Source organism: Mesorhizobium sp. M7A.F.Ca.US.008.03.1.1 (assembly GCF_003997495.1).
Lineage (GTDB): Bacteria > Pseudomonadota > Alphaproteobacteria > Rhizobiales > Rhizobiaceae > Mesorhizobium.
Genome location: NZ_RZRU01000035.1, coordinates 32,747 through 52,240, shown reverse-complemented (window position 1 = coordinate 52,240; position 19,494 = coordinate 32,747). Strand labels below are relative to the sequence as shown.

13 protein-coding genes and 1 pseudogene are annotated in these 19,494 nt (G+C 64.5%); 6 read left to right on the top strand and 8 right to left on the bottom strand.

Features of this window, described 5'->3' with window-relative positions:
• Positions 1-191 (top strand): annotated as a pseudogene (locus EOA16_RS33420) (ISAs1 family transposase); the annotation flags it as partial.
• 67 nt (positions 192-258) lie between these two features.
• Here EOA16_RS33420 and EOA16_RS30630 read toward each other — a convergent pair.
• The 3 genes from EOA16_RS30630 to EOA16_RS30620 form a co-directional block, all read right to left on the bottom strand.
• Positions 259-1,188, bottom strand: a complete 930-nt coding sequence (locus tag EOA16_RS30630) for a sugar ABC transporter permease (RefSeq protein WP_127261473.1) — start codon at positions 1,186-1,188, stop codon at positions 259-261.
• Positions 1,189-1,440: 252 nt separating this feature from the next.
• Entirely contained in the window at positions 1,441-2,700 is a 1,260-nt protein-coding gene (locus EOA16_RS30625; RefSeq protein WP_127261472.1) for an ABC transporter substrate-binding protein, read from the bottom strand.
• A gap of 2 nt (positions 2,701-2,702) precedes the next feature.
• Positions 2,703-3,662: an N-acetylmuramic acid 6-phosphate etherase gene (locus tag EOA16_RS30620; protein ID WP_127261471.1), complete on the bottom strand. Its 960-nt coding sequence runs from the start codon at positions 3,660-3,662 to the stop codon at positions 2,703-2,705.
• A 198-nt stretch (positions 3,663-3,860) separates the two neighbouring features.
• On the opposite strand from EOA16_RS30620, the gene EOA16_RS30615 reads away from it, so the two are divergent.
• The 5 genes from EOA16_RS30615 to EOA16_RS30595 all read left to right on the top strand — a co-directional run bounded on the left by EOA16_RS30615 (position 3,861) and on the right by EOA16_RS30595 (position 9,832).
• Positions 3,861-4,742, top strand: coding sequence for an N-acetylglucosamine kinase (locus EOA16_RS30615; protein ID WP_127261470.1), 882 nt, complete (start codon positions 3,861-3,863; stop codon positions 4,740-4,742).
• Positions 4,739-5,521: a GntR family transcriptional regulator gene (locus tag EOA16_RS30610; RefSeq protein ID WP_027040192.1), complete on the top strand. Its 783-nt coding sequence runs from the start codon at positions 4,739-4,741 to the stop codon at positions 5,519-5,521. Before EOA16_RS30615 ends, EOA16_RS30610 begins: the two co-directional genes overlap by 4 nt.
• Complete coding sequence (locus EOA16_RS30605; RefSeq protein WP_127261469.1) at positions 5,518-6,555, top strand: SIS domain-containing protein; 1,038 nt, start codon at positions 5,518-5,520, stop codon at positions 6,553-6,555. The genes EOA16_RS30610 and EOA16_RS30605 overlap by 4 nt, the downstream gene beginning before the upstream one ends.
• Complete coding sequence (gene nagA, locus EOA16_RS30600; RefSeq protein ID WP_127261468.1) at positions 6,552-7,730, top strand: N-acetylglucosamine-6-phosphate deacetylase; 1,179 nt, start codon at positions 6,552-6,554, stop codon at positions 7,728-7,730. Before EOA16_RS30605 ends, nagA begins: the two co-directional genes overlap by 4 nt.
• Positions 7,731-7,792: 62 nt before the next feature.
• On the top strand, positions 7,793-9,832 hold the full coding sequence (locus EOA16_RS30595) for an ABC transporter ATP-binding protein/permease (RefSeq protein ID WP_127261467.1): 2,040 nt from the start codon (positions 7,793-7,795) through the stop codon (positions 9,830-9,832).
• 27 nt (positions 9,833-9,859) lie between these two features.
• Here the strand turns inward: EOA16_RS30595 and EOA16_RS30590 are convergent, their stop codons facing one another.
• From EOA16_RS30590 to EOA16_RS30570, 5 genes are all read right to left on the bottom strand, one after another.
• Complete coding sequence (locus EOA16_RS30590) at positions 9,860-11,374, bottom strand: malonyl-CoA synthase (RefSeq protein ID WP_127261466.1); 1,515 nt, start codon at positions 11,372-11,374, stop codon at positions 9,860-9,862.
• Positions 11,375-11,551: 177 nt separating this feature from the next.
• On the bottom strand, positions 11,552-12,292 hold the full coding sequence (locus EOA16_RS30585) for a GntR family transcriptional regulator (RefSeq protein ID WP_127261465.1): 741 nt from the start codon (positions 12,290-12,292) through the stop codon (positions 11,552-11,554).
• A 371-nt stretch (positions 12,293-12,663) separates the two neighbouring features.
• Positions 12,664-13,341 (bottom strand): ribulose-phosphate 3-epimerase, encoded by a 678-nt coding sequence (gene rpe / locus EOA16_RS30580; RefSeq protein ID WP_127261464.1) that lies wholly within the window; start codon positions 13,339-13,341, stop codon positions 12,664-12,666.
• Positions 13,342-13,556: 215 nt separating this feature from the next.
• Positions 13,557-17,402 carry a DUF11 domain-containing protein gene (locus EOA16_RS30575; protein ID WP_127261463.1) on the bottom strand — a complete coding sequence of 1,282 codons (3,846 nt, stop codon included), beginning with the start codon at positions 17,400-17,402 and terminating at the stop codon, positions 13,557-13,559.
• Between the two features lie 10 nt (positions 17,403-17,412).
• Positions 17,413-19,398 (bottom strand): hypothetical protein, encoded by a 1,986-nt coding sequence (locus tag EOA16_RS30570; protein ID WP_127261462.1) that lies wholly within the window; start codon positions 19,396-19,398, stop codon positions 17,413-17,415.
• Between the last annotated feature and the right edge of the window lie 96 nt (positions 19,399-19,494).

The following is a 19,494-nucleotide window of genomic DNA, read 5'->3' as shown; positions in this document are numbered from 1 at the left end:
TTGATGTCGTCTTCCATGAAGATGACGCCCGCACCCGAAAGGACAACGCCCCACAAAACCTGGCTATCATCCGAAGGCTTGCGCAAAACATCTTGGCTGCCCATCCGCTCGACAAACCAATCGCAAGCAAAATGCGAAGGGCAAACTGGAGCAAAGACTTCTTCCATGACCTCTTTACTCATATGCGATAGCCCTGCCCTTGAGGGGGAGATGCCCGGCAGGGCAGAGGGGGGTGTTCAAGCTCGACATCTCCAACCCTCAGAACTGATAGCGACGCAGGCGCGTCTGCACGAGGAAGAGATAGACGCAGACGCCGCCAAGGATGATCAGGAACATCATCGTGGCGATCGCCGCGCCCATGTTGGGGTCGCCGACCTGCAACTGGAAACCGAAGAAGGCGCGGTAGAGGAAGGTGCCGAGAATGTCGGTCGAATAGTTCGGCCCGGCGAGCGCGCCTTGCGCGGTGTAGATCAGGTCGAAGGCGTTGAAATTGCCGACGAAGGTGAGGATCGAGATGATGCCGATTGACGGCAGGATCAGCGGCAGCTTGATCTTCCAGAACTGCGACAGGCCGGTAATCCCATCGCATTCGGCGGCCTCGATCACCTCTTCGGGAATCGACAGCAGGGCGGCGTAGATCAGCATCATCGGGATGCCGACGAACTGCCACACCGAGATCAGGCTGAGCGCGGTCAGCGCATATTGCTCCTTGCCGAGCCACGGCGTGAACAGGCTTTTCAGGCCGACGAGATCCATCAGATGCGGCGCCACGCCCCACAGAGGCGAAAGGATCAGCTTCCAGGCGAAGCCGACGATAACGAAGGACAGGATGGTCGGCACGAAGATCGCCGTCCGGTAGAAGGCCGCGAATCTGAGTTTGGGACTGGACAGCAGGGCGGCCAGCATGACGCCGATCGGGTTCTGCACCAGCATGTGGATGATGAAGAACCAGGTGTTGTTCCTGAGCGCGTTCCAGAAGCCCACCGACCAGTTGGGGTCGCCGAACAGCATGCGGAAGTTTTCCAGCCCGACGAAGACCTGGTGCTGCTCGATGTTGCGGAACAGCGACAGCTGCAGCGTGCCGGCGAGCGGCAGGATCATGATCGCCGTGTAGACGAGCACCGCCGGCGCCAGGAAGATGCCGATGTGCCAGCGGAACGGTCTTTTCGGTCTGATATCTGCGGCCATGAGTTCGGTCCCCGCCGTCTCTCGGTTCCAAAGGGTGTGATCTAGATGATGCCTCGATGCACAGCCCGAACATTCTCGCCCGATGCGGCAAGAACAAAGGCCTGCGACTGATCAGCTAGCCTTTCCCCACAAAGGGAGGGTAAGGCCGAGAGGCGGTGCCGACAATCGCTATCTGAATGGACGCACTCTGGATGATCAGGGTGGTCCGGAACCGGCCAGGCATGCGCCCGGCCGGCTCCGTTGCCTGAGCTCTTACTTGGCTGGATGATACCAGCTGTCGAGACCGGTCTGCAGCTTCTTGGCCGCGGCTTCCGGCGTATCGGTGCCGTTGATGACGTTGGCCGATTCAACCCAGGTCTCGTTCTCGAGGTTCGGCGTGCCGCGCGACAGTATCTGGTAGGTCGAGCGGATCGTCGACTTGCACTTGCCGCGCCAGGAGACGAATTCCTGCGCCAGCGGATCTTCCATCTTCACCGGCGAGGAGTTCAGGCTGAAGAAGCCCGGCAGCGCGTTGGCGTAGATGGTGGCGAAGTCCGGCGAGGCGACCCAGGACAGGAAGGTCTTGGCTGCATCGACGTTCTTCGAAGCCGCATTCAGGCCCATGCCGATATCGGTATGGTCGGAGATGTAGCAGGTGTCGCCGGCCTTCTCGACCGGGGGCGGGAAGGCGCCCATCTTGAACTGCGCCTGGGTGTTGAACAGGCCGATTTCCCACGAGCCGGCCGGGTAGATGGCGGCGCGGCCGAGCGTGAACAGGTTCTGGCTATCCGGATAGGTCTGCGCCTCGAAGCCATCGCCGAGATAAGGCTTCCACTTGGCCAGTTCCTCATACGGCGCGACCCAGTCCTTGTCGGTCAGCTTCTGATCGCCCTTGATCAGCGCCGCGCGGCCGTCCTCGCCCTTCCAGTAGTTGGGGCCGATGTTCTGGTAGCCCATGGTCGCGGCTTCCCAGAGATCCTTGGTGCCCATCGCCATCGGGATGTAGGTGCCGTCGGCCTTGATCTTGTCGAGCGCGGCGAAGAACTCGTCGCGGGTCTCCGGCACCTTGATGCCGAGCTTGTCGAAGGCGTCCTTGTTGTAGATGAAGCCGTGGATGACCGAGGCCATCGGCACGCAGAAGCTCGCCTTGCCGTCGTCGGTCTGCCAGGCGGATTTGGCCACGGCTGAGAAGTTCTCCATGCCGGGCAGCGCCGACAGGTCGGCCAGGTTGCCCTTCTTGAACAGCTCAAGCGACTTGTCGAACGGACGGCAGGTGATCAGGTCGCCCGCCGAGCCGGCGGCGAGCTTGGCGCCGAGTGCTGCGTCATATTCGGTCGGAGCCGACGGCGCGAACACCACCTTGATGCCCGGGTTCTTGGCTTCGAAAGCCGGGATCAGCTTGTCCTTCCAGATGGCAAGGTCGTCGCCGCGCCAGCTTTCGATGTTGAGCGTTACGTCGTCGGCATAGGCAACCCCGGCCGAGCCGAGAATGCTGGTGCCCAGAAGCAGTGCCGTCAGTAGTTTCGTTGTCATGCTCAGTCTCCCTGTTGACCTTTTTCAGGTTCGGTTTTGATGAGAACGGGGGCGTTGGAGCCCTTGCTCCCCTCGATCGCGGAAAGTGCCGGCCGCAGTTTCTGGCCGGTCCCTTCCAGCAGTTTCTCGGCCGCATCGGCGCTGCCGGCGCCGGCGGCAAGCAGAATGGCGGTCTTGACCGCGCCGCCGCTCTTCTCGAGCAGGCGGGCCGCTTCGTCCGTGCCGCGCCCGCTGACGGCGGCGACGATGCGCGCCGCGCGGTCGCGCAGCTTGATATTGTCGGCCATGAGATTGACCATGTAGCCGTCATGCACATGGCCGAGATGGATGGCGGTCAGCGTCGACAGCATGTTGAGCGCGATCTTCTGGGCAGTGCCGGCGCCCATGCGCGTCGAGCCGGCGATCAGCTCCGGCGGCGTTTCGAGCAGGATGGCGGTTTGTGCCTGGCGCAGCAGCGCAGAGTCCCTGTTGTTGGCGATGCCGATGGTGGCGGCGCCACGGCGAGCCGCTTCCTCGATGGCCCGCACCGCATAGGGCGTCGTGCCGCTGGCGGAAATGGCGATCAGGCAGTCGCCCTTGCCGAGGCCGGCCTTGGCGACCGCTGCCGCGGCCTCCTCGGTATCGTCTTCCGGCCCGCCGGCCAGCGTGCGGAAAGCGTCGTCGCCGCCGGCGATCAGGATAGCGATGCGGTCGCGGTGAATGCCGAAGGTGCCCGGCAGCTCCAGCGCATCGGCCAGTGCCATCAGGCCTGAGCTGCCGGCCGCGGCGTAGGCAAGCTTGCCGCCGCTCTTCAGCCTGCCGGCGATGATCTCGGCGGCCCTGGCGATGGATGGAACGGCATGGCGCACGACCTTGGCAGCTTCGATCTGCGCATCGGCCAAATAGGAAAGGATGGCGTCGGGGGTCTGGATATCCAGCCCCTCGGCATTTTTGTGAAGCGCTTCGGTGCGCGTTTCGGCCATCCCGGTTCCTCCAATACCAGAACAATACCAAAAAAATACCACTTGTCCACACGCATTAACGAATTCGCTGGCCGGAAATCGCTGGGCAGACGAAATGCGCAGATTTTTCAATAAAATGCTGCTTAATCTTTTTGAAGCGGAAATTAACCCTTGGCTATTGGTATTTTATTGGTATTATCCGCCCGGAGGAGAAATCGCGTGAATTTCGTGCTCGGAATCGATGGTGGCGGCACCAGCTGCAGGGCCGCCCTGGCAACGGCGGACGGCACGGTGATCGGCCGCGCCAAAAGCGGCGCCGCCAACATCCGCACCGACCTTACCGGCGCCCGCTCGAACATCGTCGAGGCCGCGCGGCAGGCGTTTCTCGCCGCCGGGCAGGATGCGGAACTGATCCCGCAAACGCCCGCAATTCTCGGCCTTGCCGGCGCCAATGTCGGCACCTACCGTCAGCAGCTCGAGGCGATCCTGCCGTTCAGCATCAGCCGTGTCGAGACCGACGCCGAGATCGCTCTGGAGGGCGCTGTCGGCTCCGGTGACGGCGCCATGGCGATCCTCGGCACCGGCACGGCCTATATGGCGCGCAAGAACGGCAAATCGCGGGCCATCGGCGGCTGGGGCTTCCAGGTTGGCGACCAGGGCAGCGGCGCCCGTATCGGTCGCGACCTGCTCGAACAGACACTGCTTGCCTATGACGGCGTCCGCGCGGGCTCGCCGCTGACGCAGAGCATGCTGGGGGTTTTCCGCAACAACCCGGAGGACGTGGTCGAATTCACCACCAATGCCAAGCCAGGCGATTTCGGCGGCTTCGCGCCCAAGGTGTTTGAACACGCAGAGAAGGGCGACAGCGTCGCCAACTGGATCCTCGACAGGGTGGTCGCCGACGTCGAAGCTTCGCTCGGCGCGCTCGATCTCGCCGACGACGCGCCGCTGTGCCTGCTCGGTGGGCTGGCGCCGCTTTACGCGCCGCGCCTGTCTGCCCGCTACCGGGCGCTGCTGAAGCCGCCGCTCGACGACGCGCTGGGCGGCGCGGTGCAGATGGCGGTCCGCCTTTTCGCCGGACACGCGGAGGCGGCTCGATGAGCGAGGCCGCCGACCAGATCTTCGCCACGCTGAAACATCAGGCGCAAAGCGGCGCGCCGCTTTATCTGCAGCTTCGCAAAAGCATCGAAGACGCGGTCAATCGCGGCCTGATCGGGCCCGGCGACGCGCTGCCCTCCGAGCGCGACATCGCCACCAAGGCCGACATTTCGCGGGTTACCGTGCGCAAGGCGGTGCAGGACCTGGTCAAGGGCGGCATTCTGGTGCAGCGCCACGGCTCCGGGACCTTCGTGGCGCCACGCATGGAGCGTGTCGAACAGTCGCTGTCACGGCTGACCTCGTTCACCGAGGACATGGCGCGGCGCGGCATGGCTGTGCGTTCGGCATGGCTCGACCGCGGGCTTTACGCACCTTCGCCCGACGAAATGATGGTGCTCGGCCTGTCGTCGAGCGAACTGGTGGCGCGGGTGGCGCGCCTGCGCATTGCCAACGACACGCCGCTGGCGATCGAGCGCGCCTCGCTGTCGGCCAGCGTCTTGCCCGACCCGGCCGATATAGGCTCCTCGCTCTATGCGGCGTTGGAATTGACCGGCAACCGGCCGGTGCGCGCCGTGCAGCGCATTTCCGCCGCCAATCTCGGCGACAGCGACGCGCGTCTGCTCGAAGTGCCGCCAGGCATCGCCGGCCTGCACATCGAACGCATCTCCTATCTGGCGAGCGGCAAGGTGATCGAATTCACCCGCTCCATCTACCGCGGCGACGCCTATGATTTCGTCGCCGAACTGCGGCTGACAGGGCCGAGCGAAGAGGGCCGACCATGAGCACGACAGAAATGACCCACATGCGGCGCGAGATCGAGGAGGTCCCGCAAGCGGTCGCCCGCCTGCTCGACGGCTCTGGCGCGGTGCTGACCGAGGCCGGGCGCGGCATCCGCGAACGCGACCCGCAGTTCGTCGTCACCGTGGCGCGCGGCTCGTCCGACCATGCCGCCACCTTCATGAAATATGCCGTCGAGCTGACGGCGGGCCTGGCCGTGGCATCGGTTGGACCGTCGATCGCCTCGATCTATGGCCGCAAGCTCAGGCTCGCCGGCTCGGCCTGCCTGGCGATCTCGCAGTCGGGCAAGAGCCCCGATATCGTCGCCATGGCCGAAACCGCGCGGGAGGGGGGTGCGCTGACCGTCGCCATCACCAACACCGCCGATTCGCCGCTGGCGCGTGCTTCGGACTATGCGATCGATATCCTGGCCGGGCCCGAGCGCAGCGTCGCGGCCACCAAGACCTTCATCAATTCGGCCGTCGCCGGCCTCGCTCTGATGGCGCATGCCACGGGCGACGATGCGTTGCTGGCGGCGCTTGCCCGCCTGCCGGAGCATTTCGGCAAGGCGATCGCCTGCGACTGGATGAGCGTGCTCTCTGAGACGATCGAGAAGCAGAAGTCGCTGTTCATCCTCGGCCGCGGACCGTCGGCGGCGATGGCCAATGAAGCGGCGCTGAAATTCAAGGAGACCTGCGGCATGCATGCCGAGGCCTACAGCGCCGCCGAGGTCATGCACGGCCCGCTGGCGCTGATCGGCCCCGATTTTCCGGTGCTGGCGCTGGCCGCGCGCGACGCCTCCGAACCGTCCATTGCCGAGGCCGCCGACAGCCTGGCGGCCAAGGGCGCGCCGGTGTTCGTCACCTCTGCACTTGCCAAACGCGCCGTGCGCCTGCCGCATGTCGCCACCGGCCATCCGCTGACCGATCCGCTGACGCTGATCGTCTCCTTCTACATGTTCGTCGAGGCCTTTGCCCGCCATCGCGGTCTCGACCCGGACGCGCCGCGCAATCTTCGCAAGGTGACGGAGACAGTATGAGCGATCGCTTTGCCCTGACTGGCGCCCGGATTTTCGACGGCGACGACTGGCATGAAGGCCACGCACTTGTCCTGCGCGACGGTCTCGTCGAGGCCATTTTGCCCACCGGGGCCATCCCCTCGGAGATCCGCGTCGTCGACACCGGTGGCGGCACGCTGACGCCGGGCTTTGTAGATGTGCAGGTCAATGGCGGCGGCGGCGTCATGCTCAACGACCATCCCGATGTCGCTTCCATCGAGACCATCTGCCGCGCGCACGCGCCCTTCGGCACGACGGCGCTGCTGCCGACGCTGATCACCGACACGCCCGCAATCACGGCCGCCGCTGTCGCCGCCGGCGAGGCAGCGGCGCGCCAAAGGGTGCCTGGGTTTCTCGGGCTGCATCTCGAAGGCCCGCATCTGTCGGTCGCCCGCAAGGGCGCACATGATCCGGCGCTGATCCGGCCGATGACGGATGCCGATCAGGCGATGCTGATCGCCGCGCGGCAAAAACTGCCGGTGCTGCTCACCACCATTGCCCCTGAATCCGTCGAGCCGGCGCGTGTCGCGGCACTCGCCAAGGCCGGCATCATCGTCAGCCTTGGCCATTCCGATACCGGCTATGCCACCGCCAGCGCCTTTGCCGCGGCCGGCGCCTCGATGGTCACCCATCTGTTCAATGCGATGAGCCAGATCGGCAACCGCGAGCCCGGACTGGTCGGCGCGGCCATCGACATCGGGACCTTGTCGGCCGGTCTCATCGCCGACGGCATCCATGTCGATCCGGCCACCATCAAGATCGCACTGCGCGCCAAGCAGGGACCGGCCCGGATCGTGCTGGTCACCGACGCCATGGCGACAATCGGCACCGACATGATGTCGTTCACGCTCAACGGCCGCACCATCTATCGAAGGGATGGCAGCCTGAGGCTTGCCGACGGAACGCTGGCGGGCGCCGATCTCGATATGATCTCGGCCGTTCGTTTCATGCACCGCGTCGTCGGGGTCGAGCTTTCCGAGGCCTTGCGCATGGCCTCTCTCTATCCGGCGCAAGCAATCGGCCAGTCGCACCGGCTTGGTCGATTCGCCAACGGCACGGCTGCGGATATTGTCGCGCTGTCGGACGATCTCGACACGAAGGGCGTCTGGATCGGCGGCGAAAAGGTTTTTGCGGCCGGCTCCGACACCACGCGTTGATTTCAGGTTCAAGTCGGCTGACGTCATGAAACCTTTTGATTTTGAGGTCGTTGTCGGAGCGTATGTCCGAGGCGAAACCCAAATTGAAACAGGCCGACGGCATCAAACCGCGCGGTGCCTTGAAGCCGCGACAGCAAGCGCCGCGTGACCAGAGGCCGCGCCACGAGGATTTGCGCGAAAAAAAGCTGCCGACTGCCGAAGCTGCCCCGGAGGTCGACGGCCAGCCGGGGCCGCCGCCGGAGGCTGTCGAGCCCGATCCGCAACTGACGCCCGAAGAGGCCGAGCAGGCGCGCAGGAAATACCTTCTACGGCGTTTCTGGATCAGTGGGCGCGGCTATTGGGCCCGGCGCGGCGATGGGCTTGCCTGGCCGCTCACGATCGGGCTGTTGATCCTGATCTGCGTCAATGTCGGCTTTCAGTACGGAATCAACGTCTGGAACCGCGCGTTCTTCGACGCCATCGAGCAACGCAACGTCCACACCGTCTATGGGCTCAGCGCCATATTCCTGCCGCTCGTGGCTGGAAATGCGGGCCTTGTGGTCGCGCAGGTCTATCTGCGCATGACAATCCAGCGCCGCTGGCGTTCCTGGCTGACCACCGCCGTCATCGCACGCTGGCTCGCCAATGGCCGCTACTATCAGTTGAACCTCGTCGCCGGAGACCACTCGAATCCCGAAGCCCGTCTCACGGAGGATTTGCGGATCGCCACCGAGTCACCCGTCGATTTCATCTCCGGCGTCCTCAACGCGTTCCTGTCGGCCTCGACCTTCATCGTGGTGCTGTGGACGATCGGCGGCGCGCTCACTTTGCCGATCGGCGGCGAAAACCTGACCATTCCTGGCTTCCTCGTCATCACCGCGGTCATCTATGCCGCCATCACCTCCACGTCGATGGTGGTCATCGGCCGCCATTTCGTCCGGCTCTCCGAGCAGAAGAACCAGGCGGAAGCCGAATTCCGCTATACGCTGACGCGGGTGCGCGAAAACGGCGAGAGCATCGCACTGCTCGGCGGCGAGGAGGAGGAGCGCAGCGGCATTGACAGGAATTTCGGCCATGTGCTCAGGCAATGGGCGCTGCTGACGGGCCAGCACATGCGCACGGCGCTGGTGTCGCAGGGATCGAGCCTGTTTGCGCCGGTCGTGCCGGTCCTGCTTTGCGCGCCGAAATTCCTCGAAGGCTCGATGTCGCTCGGACAGGTGATGCAGGCTGCCTCCGCCTTCGCCATCGTGCAGGGCGCGTTCGGATGGCTGGTCGACAACTACCCGCGTCTTGCCGACTGGAACGCCTCGGCGCGGCGCATCGCATCGCTGATGATGTCGCTCGACGGGCTCGAGCGTGCGGAGCAGAGCGACGCGCTCGGACGCATCCAGCATGGCGAAACCGAAGACGGTGCGATGCTCAGCCTCGACGATCTCTCCGTCACGCTCGACGACGGCACCTCTGTGGTCAAGGAAACCGAGGTTGCGATCGAACCGGGTGAGCGTGTGCTGGTGGCTGGCGAATCCGGCTCGGGCAAGTCGACGCTGGTGCGGGCCGTTGCTGGCCTGTGGCCATGGGGCGGCGGCAGCGTCAATTTCCACGCCGACAGGCGACTGTTCATGCTGCCGCAACGCCCCTACATCCCCTCGGGCACGCTTCGCCGCGCGGTCGCCTATCCAGCGGCCGCGGACAAGTGGACGATCAAACAGATCAAGGCCGCCCTGGACAAGGTCGGCCTTGCCTATCTTGCCGAAAGGATCAAGGAAGAAGCGCCATGGGACCAGACGCTGTCAGGCGGCGAAAAGCAGCGTCTCGCCTTCGCGCGCCTGCTGCTGCACCGCCCCGATATCGTCGTGCTGGATGAAGCAACCTCGGCGCTCGACGAGAAGAGCCAGGACACCATGATGGCGACGGTGATCCGCGAATTGCCTGATGTCACCATCATCAGCGTGGCGCACCGGGCCGAGCTGGAAGCCTTCCACAGCCGCAAGATCACCCTGGAACGGCGCGAGGGCGGCGCCAAGCTTGTCAGCGACATCAACCTCGTCCCGCGCAGGCGCAACCTGCTGAAGCGCGCCTTGTGGGGTTCCGGCAGTCGGGTCGAAAAGCCGCGCAAGGAGTAAGGCGCCCCTGCGCCAGGCACCGCGCAACTATGATGCGTATATGTCCTTGTAGGTGTCGCGCAGCAGGTTCTTCTGTACCTTGCCCATGGTGTTGCGCGGCAGTTCATCGACGAAGATCACCCGCTTCGGGTGCTTGTATTTCGCCACCCGTCCGGCGATGGCACCGAGAATTTCTGCACCGGTGATCCGCGATGACGGCGCACGCACGACGACAGCGGTGACGCCTTCGCCGAAATCCGGATGGGCAACGCCGATGACGGCGCTTTCGCTAACCCCGTCGAGCGCGTCGATCTCGCTTTCGAGTTCCTTCGGATAGATATTGTAGCCGCCCGATATGATCAGGTCCTTGCCGCGGCCGACGATGTGGACGTAGCCGTCGGCGTCGATCATACCGAGATCGCCGGTGATGAAGAAGCCGTCGGCGCGGAATTCCGCCTTGGTCTTCTCCGGCATGCGCCAATAGCCGCCGAAGACGTTGGGGCCTTTGACCTCGATCATGCCGACCTCGCCTTGGGCAAGCGCTGCACCGCTGTCGGGATCGGCGATGCGAAGCGTGACGCCGGGCAAGGGGAAACCGACCGTACCGGCGCGCCGCTCACCCTCATAGGGGTTCGAGGTGTTCATGTTGGTCTCGGTCATGCCGTAGCGTTCGAGGATCGCGTGGCCGGTGCGCTCGCGCCAAGCCCTGTGAGTCTCGGCCAGCAGCGGCGCCGAACCGGAAATGAACACACGGATGTTTTTCGCCGCCTCGCGGTCCAGCCCGTCCTGCTGCAGCAGGCGCACGTAGAAGGTCGGCACGCCCATCATGGCCGTGGCGCGCGGCAGCAGCGAAACGATGCGGGCCGGATCGAACTTCTGCTCGAACAGCATCGAGGCGCCAGCCATCAGGACGACGTTGGTGGCGACGAACAGGCCATGCGTGTGGAAGATCGGCAATGCGTGGATCAGCACGTCGTCTGCGGTGAAGCGCCAGTGCTCGACCAGCACCCGCGCGTTGGAGGCAAGGTTCTCGTGGCTCAGCATGGCGCCCTTCGAGCGGCCGGTGGTTCCTGACGTGTAGAGGATCGCCGCGAGGTCATCCGGCCCGCGCGCCACGTCATGAAAATCCGCCGGCAGCCGCGAGGCCTGATCGGTCAGCGATCCCTCGCCATCGCGCCCGAGCGTGACGGTGACGGCGCCCGTTTTTTCCGCCAATGCGCCGATGTCGGCCGCCCTTGCCGGATCGCACACGACCAGCCGTGGCTCGGCATCGCCGAAGAAATACTCCAGCTCGGCCAGTGTGTAGGCGGTGTTGAGCGGCAGGAAGACGGCGCCGGCACGCAGGCAGGCGAGATAGAGCAGGACCGCTTCGGGGCACTTCTCGACCTGAACGGCGACCCGGTCGCCGGGTTCGACATCCAGTTGCAAGAGCGCATGCGCGAGCTGTGCCGAGCGCGCCAGCATATCGCCATAGGTGAGCGAGCGGCCATCATCGGTTTCCATCAGCAAGCGCGCTGGCGCCGGCATCCGGGACCGGAACGCATCGAACAGATGATTGCTCATGAAGACTTCCCTGGGGTGCTACGGCGCTGAGCATGCGCCTGTCGCGGCATGCCTCGGCGGCGAGAGTTCGCGGTTCTTGGCCGCGCCGTCAAGCCCGCCGACAGCGGTTCACGCCAGCCGCGCCGACGCAGATTGCGAGCAAGAAACGAGCGCAAGAGACCCGCCAGGAAACGACTGCTATCGCCGAGCGCGTTTGCCGGCGAGTTCCTTCGTTTCGTCGTCCTGCTCGAAGCGCTTCATGCACATGGCGGCAGTCAACTGGTAGTGGTTGAGCAGTGCCTCGACGGCACCGTCGGCATTGCCGTCCAGGGCACATTCGGCGATCGGGCGATGCTCGCCGAAATCGTCGCGCTGGACGCCTTCGCCATCATTGGCCATTTGCCGGTAGCGATAGGCGTGATCGGAGAGCTGGTCGCAAAAACCCACCAGCCATTGCGACCGGCAGGCCGAAATCAGCACCCTGTGAAAAATGCGATGCAGCCTCTCCCAATCCGGATTGAGCGAGACCAGGTTCTGCGGCAAAAAACGTGACGCGCGTCCCAGGCGATGCAGCGCCAGCACGAGCTGTTCTTCCCATTCGGCGGTGCGGTGGGCGATGGATTCGCGAAGCGCCCGCTCCTCGAGCCAGCAGCGGGTGCGCGTCAGCTCCTCGAGTTCCGACGCACTGACCGGCATGATGAAGAAGCCACGCTGGTCGTGCCGGCCGAGAAGCCCTTCCGAGGCGAGGCGATTGAGAGCCTCGCGGACAGGTGAGGCACCGGCCCCATATTTGGAGACCACCCATTCGACCCGCAGCTTGCTCTCGGCTTCAAGGACACCGCCGAGAAGATCGTCCCGCAATTGCTGATAGACCGTAGTGGCAAGCGTGCTCTTGGGTCCGGCAGCGTCGTCGTTCAGATTGGCAGCTCCGTATGTCACAGCGACCCCTTGTCCTCAGGACTTGTCCTGGGCGATTCGAGTCCGAAAGCATTCGCCTTCTCGTACTTGTACCATACAGCGCGAGCATTCGCCCGCTCAAGCAGAAGATCACGTTATTGTACTTTAGCACAAAGGAATATGCGGCATTCCGGAACTGAATGCTGTAATTCCGCGCATTTTCACAACCTGTGGAAACTTAACATGTTTTGTATGCACGCAGGAGAATCTGTCTTTCTGTTCTTTTGTATGCGCGCCAGATCAACTGTCTGCTTTGGGCATAGACCGGCGGACCTTGAGACCGAATCAGGCACAGTTCAGATCCGATGCCGTTGCGCATCAGATCTTCACAAGCCCCGCCCGGCACCAGAACCTTAGCCGGCTGCGTTGTCGGCTGCCGTCCTGATCGCCTGGATGTTCTGACGATAAGCCTCGACGCTGCCGCCTTTAAAGATGGCGGCGCCCGCCACCAGCACGTCGGCGCCGGCAGCGGTGACCAGCGGCGCGGTTTCGGCTGAAACACCGCCGTCGATCTCGATGCGGATCGGCCGGCTGCCGATCAGGGCCTTGACCCGCTTCACCTTGTCGACAACAGCCGGGATGAAGGCCTGGCCGCCGAAGCCCGGATTGACGGTCATGATCAGGATCAGGTCGAGCCGGTCGAGCACATATTCGACCACGCTTTCCGGCGTCGCCGGATTGAGCGACACACCGGCCTTCTTGCCAAGGTTCCTGATGGTCTGCAGCGAGCGGTCAAGATGCGGGCCGGCCTCGGCATGGACGGTCAAACCGTCGCAGCCGGCCTCGGCGAAAGCGGCCAGATAGGGGTCGGCCGGGGCAATCATCAGATGGCAGTCGAAGAAGGCCTTGGTGCGGTTGCGGATCGCCTTGATCACCGGCGGACCGAAGGTGATGTTGGGGACGAAATGCCCGTCCATCACATCGAGATGGATCCAGTCGGCGCCGGCCGCTGCCACCGCTTCGACCTCATCGCCGAGTTTGGAGAAATCCGACGCCAGCACCGATGGTGCAATCAAGGTCTTTCTGCTCATGGGTGCGGCCTTTCCGAGTGCCCTTCTCGTTGGCCACCCTATCGACTGCCTAATGCGCCACAGCCGACTTGTCGAGGGTGCAGGCGCGGCGCGCAGGCTGGGGTGCGTGCCGTTATCCGCGATCATGGTGCAGCCAATACCCGCTTGCTTCGGAGCCATAAGAAAAACCCGCCGGATTGCTCCGGCGGGTTTCTGGTCTCGTGTCGAGCAGGTGGCTATTGCTGCTGGAGCTTCAGAATTCTGTCTTGAACCGGATCCTGCTGCTGTTCGACCTGCGGCCTGCGCCGTGGCAGGACCTGCTGCAGCAGCAGGCCGGGGTTGAGCTCCAGCGACGGTTGTCCGCGGACCGGCCGGCAGTTCGGATACCGTCCGATCGTGCCTTCCGGGCAGCGCCTCCTGATGATCGGCTGGCACTGGCCATTGATCATCTGCGAGCCCGGTGCGCATTCCACCTCCTGCCTGCGGCATGCGCCGTTGATCACCTCGGTCCCACGCGGGCAGACACACTCGCCGCGCTTGTTGTGGACCTGGCCGCGTATGTCGCATTGCTCCTGCGTGGGCTGCTTGCGCCGGCAGGCATTGCCCCACACCTCGGTACCCCTCGGGCAGACACAATTGCCGTTGGCGTCGTGGACTTGACCACGGATGGTGCACTGGTCAGGCTTTGGCCGGATCGGACGACAGGCGCCGTTTCTGACCTCGTTCCCTTGCGGGCAGACGCAGTCTCCATCCGCGTCGTGGACCTGACCACGGATGATGCACTGCTCAGGCTTCGGCCGGATCGGGCGGCAGGCGCCATTGCGCACCTCGGTCCCTCTCGGGCAGACACAGTCTCCATCGGCGTCGTGGACCTGGCCACCGATCGTGCACTGCCCCGGCTTCGGCTGGATCGGGCGGCAGGCATTCCCCCTGATCTCGGTTCCCCTAGGGCAGACACAATCGCCATCCGCATTGTGGATCTGGCCACGGATGGTGCACTGCTCGGGCTTGTCGGTCCTGACACATCTGCCGTTCTCGAGCCCGGTTCCGCGTGGGCAGACGCAACGTCCGTCCTCGGTGCGGATCTGGCCTTCGAGCAGCACACAGCGCTTCGGCTGTTCCGGCTTCGGCACGATACCACCGCCCGGCGAGCACTGGCCGTTGCGGTAGGTGGTGCCTTCCGGGCAAACGCAGCGGCCGGCATCGTTCATGACGAAGCCTTGCGAGCATTCCTTCTTCGTCTCCTGGTTAATGGTGAAGGGATGACAGGCATAGGCCTTGCCGCGATCGCCCTGCACATTGGTCTGATCGCCGCCAAGCACGTCGCCACCGCCCTGCACCCGTGTGTCGGGAGACAGGACTCCGACGCAGTTCTGGCCGCTGACATTGCCCTGCAGATTGGCCAGGCGACCGTCGTCGGGAATGACCACGGTGACATGGTGCACCTGGCTTTCTCCGGCGCCGAGCGTCAGGTAGGCAATGCAGGACGCAGGCAAGGTGGCCGGCTCCGGCGAGCAACCGAAGGGCCGATCGATCGAGGTGATCTCAACGCCTTCCAGCCTGCCGAGACCCTCCACGCCGATCGCATCACCGATGCGGACCGGCCCGGAGAAGGCGGTCGCTCCGTCATTGGTGATGGTGATCTCGAACGAGCAGGGTTGGCCGAGCCTGCATTCACGGTCGCCGGTCTTCTCGACACGGATGGTCGAAGAGCCGCCGCCCTTGGCGCAGGCCTGGCCAAAGGGATAGACGACGTCGTCGCCCGGCGCCGGCCCATAGGAGCCGCGCGCGCAGTTTTCGAACGCGCCATTCGCCGAGACCGTCACGTCGAAGTGGCGGCTGGTTCCAGGTATCATGACGGCACCGGGAATCTGGCACGACAGCGCATTGGCCGGAACCGGTCCGCACGCCCACTCAGCGCCGTCAGGGGTGACGGTCTGGATCTGGACGGGCGCGCCGCCGGCCACCAGCGTGGCGGCATCGTTGACCCGCACCGGACCGGTGGGGGCAGCGGTGCCAAGGCTGGTGACGGTGATGCGGCAAGAGATGACCGCGGCACCGGCGAGCGAGCCGTTGCACACCTTGGTGATGCGCAGGGTCGGCTTGCCGCCATTGGGATGACGGAAGCGTTCCTTGGCGCAGGCCTTGTTGTTGGTGAGATCGTTTTCACCGGGGATGGGCTTCACCGTCGCGCAATTCTCGACAGTGTCCGACTGGTAGCCGGCCGGCATGACCGCCTTGACGACGATCGGTGTCGAGCCGCCCGGAGGCAGCGAGATGCCGGCATTGTCGCAGCGGAACTGGCCGGGACCGTTCGGTCCGCATGTCCAGGGCGGGCTTGGGCCGAAGGTCGAGGAGGCCGGCGCGCCGCCCGGATAGCTGTCGATCACCGTCAGCGGCCCGTTATAGGTCGATGTGCCGTTGTTGATGATGTCGATCACGAAGTAGCAGATGCCGTCGGCCGAGCAGACCGGGATACGGGCACGCTTCTTCAGGATCAGGTCGACCTTCTTTTCGACCGGCGGCTGGCAGTCGCGGTCGCGGTCGCCACGACGGCAGATCGGGATCGAGGCACAGCCGCGATCGTTCGACTGACTGCCGAACAGCGGCTTGCCGCTGGCGCCATAATTATAGGTGGCGCAGTTGCGCAAGACGCTGCCTTGCCAGCCTCCGGCCGGCTTGAAGCCGAGCTTGAGGTCGACGGAGGCCCCCGGATTGAGCGTGGTCACCGGATAGGTGCAAATCATCGGGCTGGTGCCGGGTACGCAGACCCAGGGCGGATTGGGCCCTGAATCGAGCGTCGATCCGGCCGGCAGCGTCACCTCGTCGAGCACGATCTTGCCGTGGTAGGCACCGGTGCCGACATTGGTGACCCTGATGGTGAAGTCGCAGCCGCCGCCCATCGTGCAACGCGTCACGTCGGCGCGTTTCTCGACCTTGAGGTCCGGCTCCTTGTCCTTGGGCGGGCACCTGAGGTCACGCGGGATGACGATGTCGATCGTCTGCGTGCAGCACAGGCCCCAGCCTTCCTTCGGACCGGCATAGGTTTCGATGCCGGTGACGATGAGGTGGATGACGTCGCCGGGCGATGCGCCGACGATCTTCCAGTTGAGCACGCCGCCGCCCGCCGGCACCAGCTGGGTGTCGGGGATGATGGTGATGCCGGGCGTGGTCGTCGACACCTGCACCCACTTGCCGCCCATCTCCGGGCCGACCGGCATGTGGTAGATGAAGGCGCCGCCGCCGGGCACGCAGTCGACCGTGCCGCGTTCCACCTTGAAGCATTCCTTGCCGGGAGGTGGCGGCGGCGGATTGCACTTGGTGACGTCGATCTTGATCGAGGTCTTCACGCCGGTCTTGAAGTCGCCGTCGTCGGGCTTGCCCGGATCGTGCGACGGGATGATGGTCCCCGTGCCCGGTCCGGCGGTCACCTTGATCATGCCCTGGTTGTCGACGATCGTCGGCGCGGGAAATGCCGCATGATCGATCTTGGCCGTGATCGCGAAGTTGATGACGCGCTCGTTGGCAGCGCCGATGCCGTCGAGATCGGACGTCGAGATGCGGAAGTCGGAGACAACAGCTGTATCGTTCGGATTTGCCGACGTGCTGATCGTTGCACCCGGCAGCGGTCCGCCGGACGCATCCGTGCCGTCGCCGGACACATTGACGTTGACGATGGCAAGACCGTGCGGAAGCTGGTCCTTGAAGTCGACCCGGACCTTCTTCAGCCTGGCCTCGAGGCTCGGGTCGGCAAGGCCCTGCGGATCGCCGCGCAGGCCGAAGCTCAGCGAATAGACGACGTAGTCGCAGCCTCGTTGAGTGCCTTTCTTGGTGAAGAAGGGTACGACCCGGTCGGGCCTCGGATTGATGACGCGCGAACTGTCGAGATCGAGCTTCAACTCCGGGGTGATCGGGGCAGCGTCTTCAGCAACGCCTTGCACCGGGGTGAGCATGGCGACCGCGATACCGGCCGCCATCAGCCAGCGCGCGCCGCGCCTGGCGTATGACAGGGGTTTCATGATCGTCTCCATGACGGTGGTTCGAGCGTTCGTTGCGAGCGGGGAGAGTGCGAGATTTTTCATCTTCCCCTCCTCAACGTTCGCAGCTGACGGCTGGGGTTCTGAGCGGCAAAGTCATCTTGCAGCAAGGGTAGTAGTCACCCTTGTCCTTGTCGGACTTCCTGTAGAAGCAGAGCCCCACATCGACTGTGTCGCCCGGATGGTGGCCGGTGATGTCGATTGTGTAAGGCTTGCCGGGCGCATGCGACTGGGATGATGTCACCCCGACGCCTGGTGTCCTGGACTTTGTCTCATTCGAAGGTTGGGCCTTGATCGAATCGCCGCCGAAGCCGGCATGGTCATGGAGATAGAGATCGGCCTGGAGGCCGCGAGGCGTGCAGTAATACCTGATATCCTCGACATCGATGCACGGAGGCAGATTGCCGGGCGGTGGGAAGTCCGGCGGGTAGAAGGGGGGCAGATAGCCGCCCGGGATTTCTTCATAATAGCCGGCGCGGCCCTCGCAAGGGCGCCAGACGGCAACGTCGCCGACATGACCCTCGACCTCCGGGTCTTCGAAATAACCGTCGAAATCGACGAACCAGGAGCCGAAGGGCGGCACGTTGGCCGGCTTGACCAGCTCCTTGGGCGTGATCTGCACGCCATGCACGGCCGGCGGCCCGCCGGCGGCGAGCTGTTCGGCGAGTGAAGGATTGTCGCGCAGCTTGTCGCCGGTGTTGACCAGCGTCTGCGTGCACACAGAGGTGTCGAGATTGCCGTCGACATCATAGCCATATTGCAGGTCGAGACCGCCGGCCGACTGCCTGAAACCCTGCGGGAAGCCGACCGCATATTCCTGCGGCACTTCGACCCAGACCGATTCCGTTTCCGGATCGTCCGGGCTCTCTCTGAAGTAGCGGATGACCTCGCCTTTGCCGGAATCGGCAAACTGGCTGTAATCGTAGCGGTTTTCGACCGGGCCGCGCTGGGCCAGGTACATGAAGCCGCTGTTGTCGAAGGCCATGTCGGTGACGGCGTAGTCCTTGTCGGCCTTGACCGTCAGTTCCCAGCGCGGGTCGCCGGCAAAAGTGCCGTCGCGGGCGATGCCCACCGACCAGATTTCCGACTTTCCGCCGACCGAGTAGTAGAGTCGGCCGCCATGGTAGGAGACGCCCCAGACGCGGCGCTCGTCCTGCGTGTAGCCCCAGCTGTCGGGGTCTTCGCTGTCGAAGGCCGCGCCTTGTATGTCCATGACCGACCCGTCGTCGGCGACGGGAGCGAGCCCATGCGCGGGACGGCCGGCAACGCCGTGATCGAAGCTGTCCATCAGCCTGCCTTCGGCGTCCATGCGATGGATCAGGCCGGTATCGAGATCGGACGCAAAGAACTGGCGGTGAGTGGCGTCGAAAGTGAGATTGCCGATGCCGGGACCGCTGTTGGTGTCGATGTCGGCGAATTTGGAGACCTGGCCGGTGATGCCGTCGATCTTCCAGACGGTGCCCGGCCCGCCGCCGTTTTCGGTGCCGAACTGGCCATTCATGAAGGTGGCGCCGGCAGCGCCACGGCGCTGCCGCTCGGGGCGGCCGTCATCGTCGGCATCCGGGGTGACGATACGGATGCCGTGCAGCGAGGTAGCGCCGGCATAGAGATTGGGAATGCCCGATGGAACGCCGTCGCGCACGCCGTCATCGTAGGTGACACCGAACACCTGGCCGATCTGCTCTGCCGTCACCTCGAAAGGCGGCGGCGTGTTGACCAGCTGGCCGGCGGCCGGCCCGCCCAGGTGCGAGACGTCGAACACGCGCAAGGTGGCTCGCGTGGTGTCGATGAAGGTTTCGTCGACCGGATCGACGCCGGGCGGCAGGCCTCCCTTTTCGGAGTCAGAAGAATCGAAATTGGGAATGATGGTGCCGGAGAAACCGGTCACCGCCATCGAACCGGGATAGATGATCCGGGTTTCCTGGGCCTGGGCGGCGCCCAGCCACAGGCCGAGTGCCAGCGCCAGCACCCCGCCTGGATGCATGGCGCGACGCAAGCCGCCATCAAGAGACGACACGAACGAGCCGCGGATGCGAGACATGACACTACCCCCCGTAGTCGACGGGAGAACGTCGGGTCTGGCCGCGCAAATCAGGGCAAGGCGCGGCGGTCCGGCTCGTTCTTCCCTGATCGAATT

What these genes read in the sequence shown, in the direction of transcription:
- EOA16_RS30630 (WP_127261473.1), bottom strand. Translation starts at nt 1,188, where the DNA reads ATGGCCGCAGATATCAGACCGAAAAGACCGTTCCGCTGGCACATCGGC.
- EOA16_RS30625 (WP_127261472.1), bottom strand. Translation starts at nt 2,700, where the DNA reads ATGACAACGAAACTACTGACGGCACTGCTTCTGGGCACCAGCATTCTC.
- EOA16_RS30620 (WP_127261471.1), bottom strand. Translation starts at nt 3,662, where the DNA reads ATGGCCGAAACGCGCACCGAAGCGCTTCACAAAAATGCCGAGGGGCTG.
- EOA16_RS30610 (WP_027040192.1), top strand. Translation starts at nt 4,739, where the DNA reads ATGAGCGAGGCCGCCGACCAGATCTTCGCCACGCTGAAACATCAGGCG.
- EOA16_RS30605 (WP_127261469.1), top strand. Translation starts at nt 5,518, where the DNA reads ATGAGCACGACAGAAATGACCCACATGCGGCGCGAGATCGAGGAGGTC.
- nagA (WP_127261468.1), top strand. Translation starts at nt 6,552, where the DNA reads ATGAGCGATCGCTTTGCCCTGACTGGCGCCCGGATTTTCGACGGCGAC.
- EOA16_RS30595 (WP_127261467.1), top strand. Translation starts at nt 7,793, where the DNA reads ATGTCCGAGGCGAAACCCAAATTGAAACAGGCCGACGGCATCAAACCG.
- EOA16_RS30590 (WP_127261466.1), bottom strand. Translation starts at nt 11,374, where the DNA reads ATGAGCAATCATCTGTTCGATGCGTTCCGGTCCCGGATGCCGGCGCCA.
- rpe (WP_127261464.1), bottom strand. Translation starts at nt 13,341, where the DNA reads ATGAGCAGAAAGACCTTGATTGCACCATCGGTGCTGGCGTCGGATTTC.
- EOA16_RS30575 (WP_127261463.1), bottom strand. Translation starts at nt 17,402, where the DNA reads ATGAAAAATCTCGCACTCTCCCCGCTCGCAACGAACGCTCGAACCACC.
- EOA16_RS30570 (WP_127261462.1), bottom strand. Translation starts at nt 19,398, where the DNA reads ATGTCTCGCATCCGCGGCTCGTTCGTGTCGTCTCTTGATGGCGGCTTG.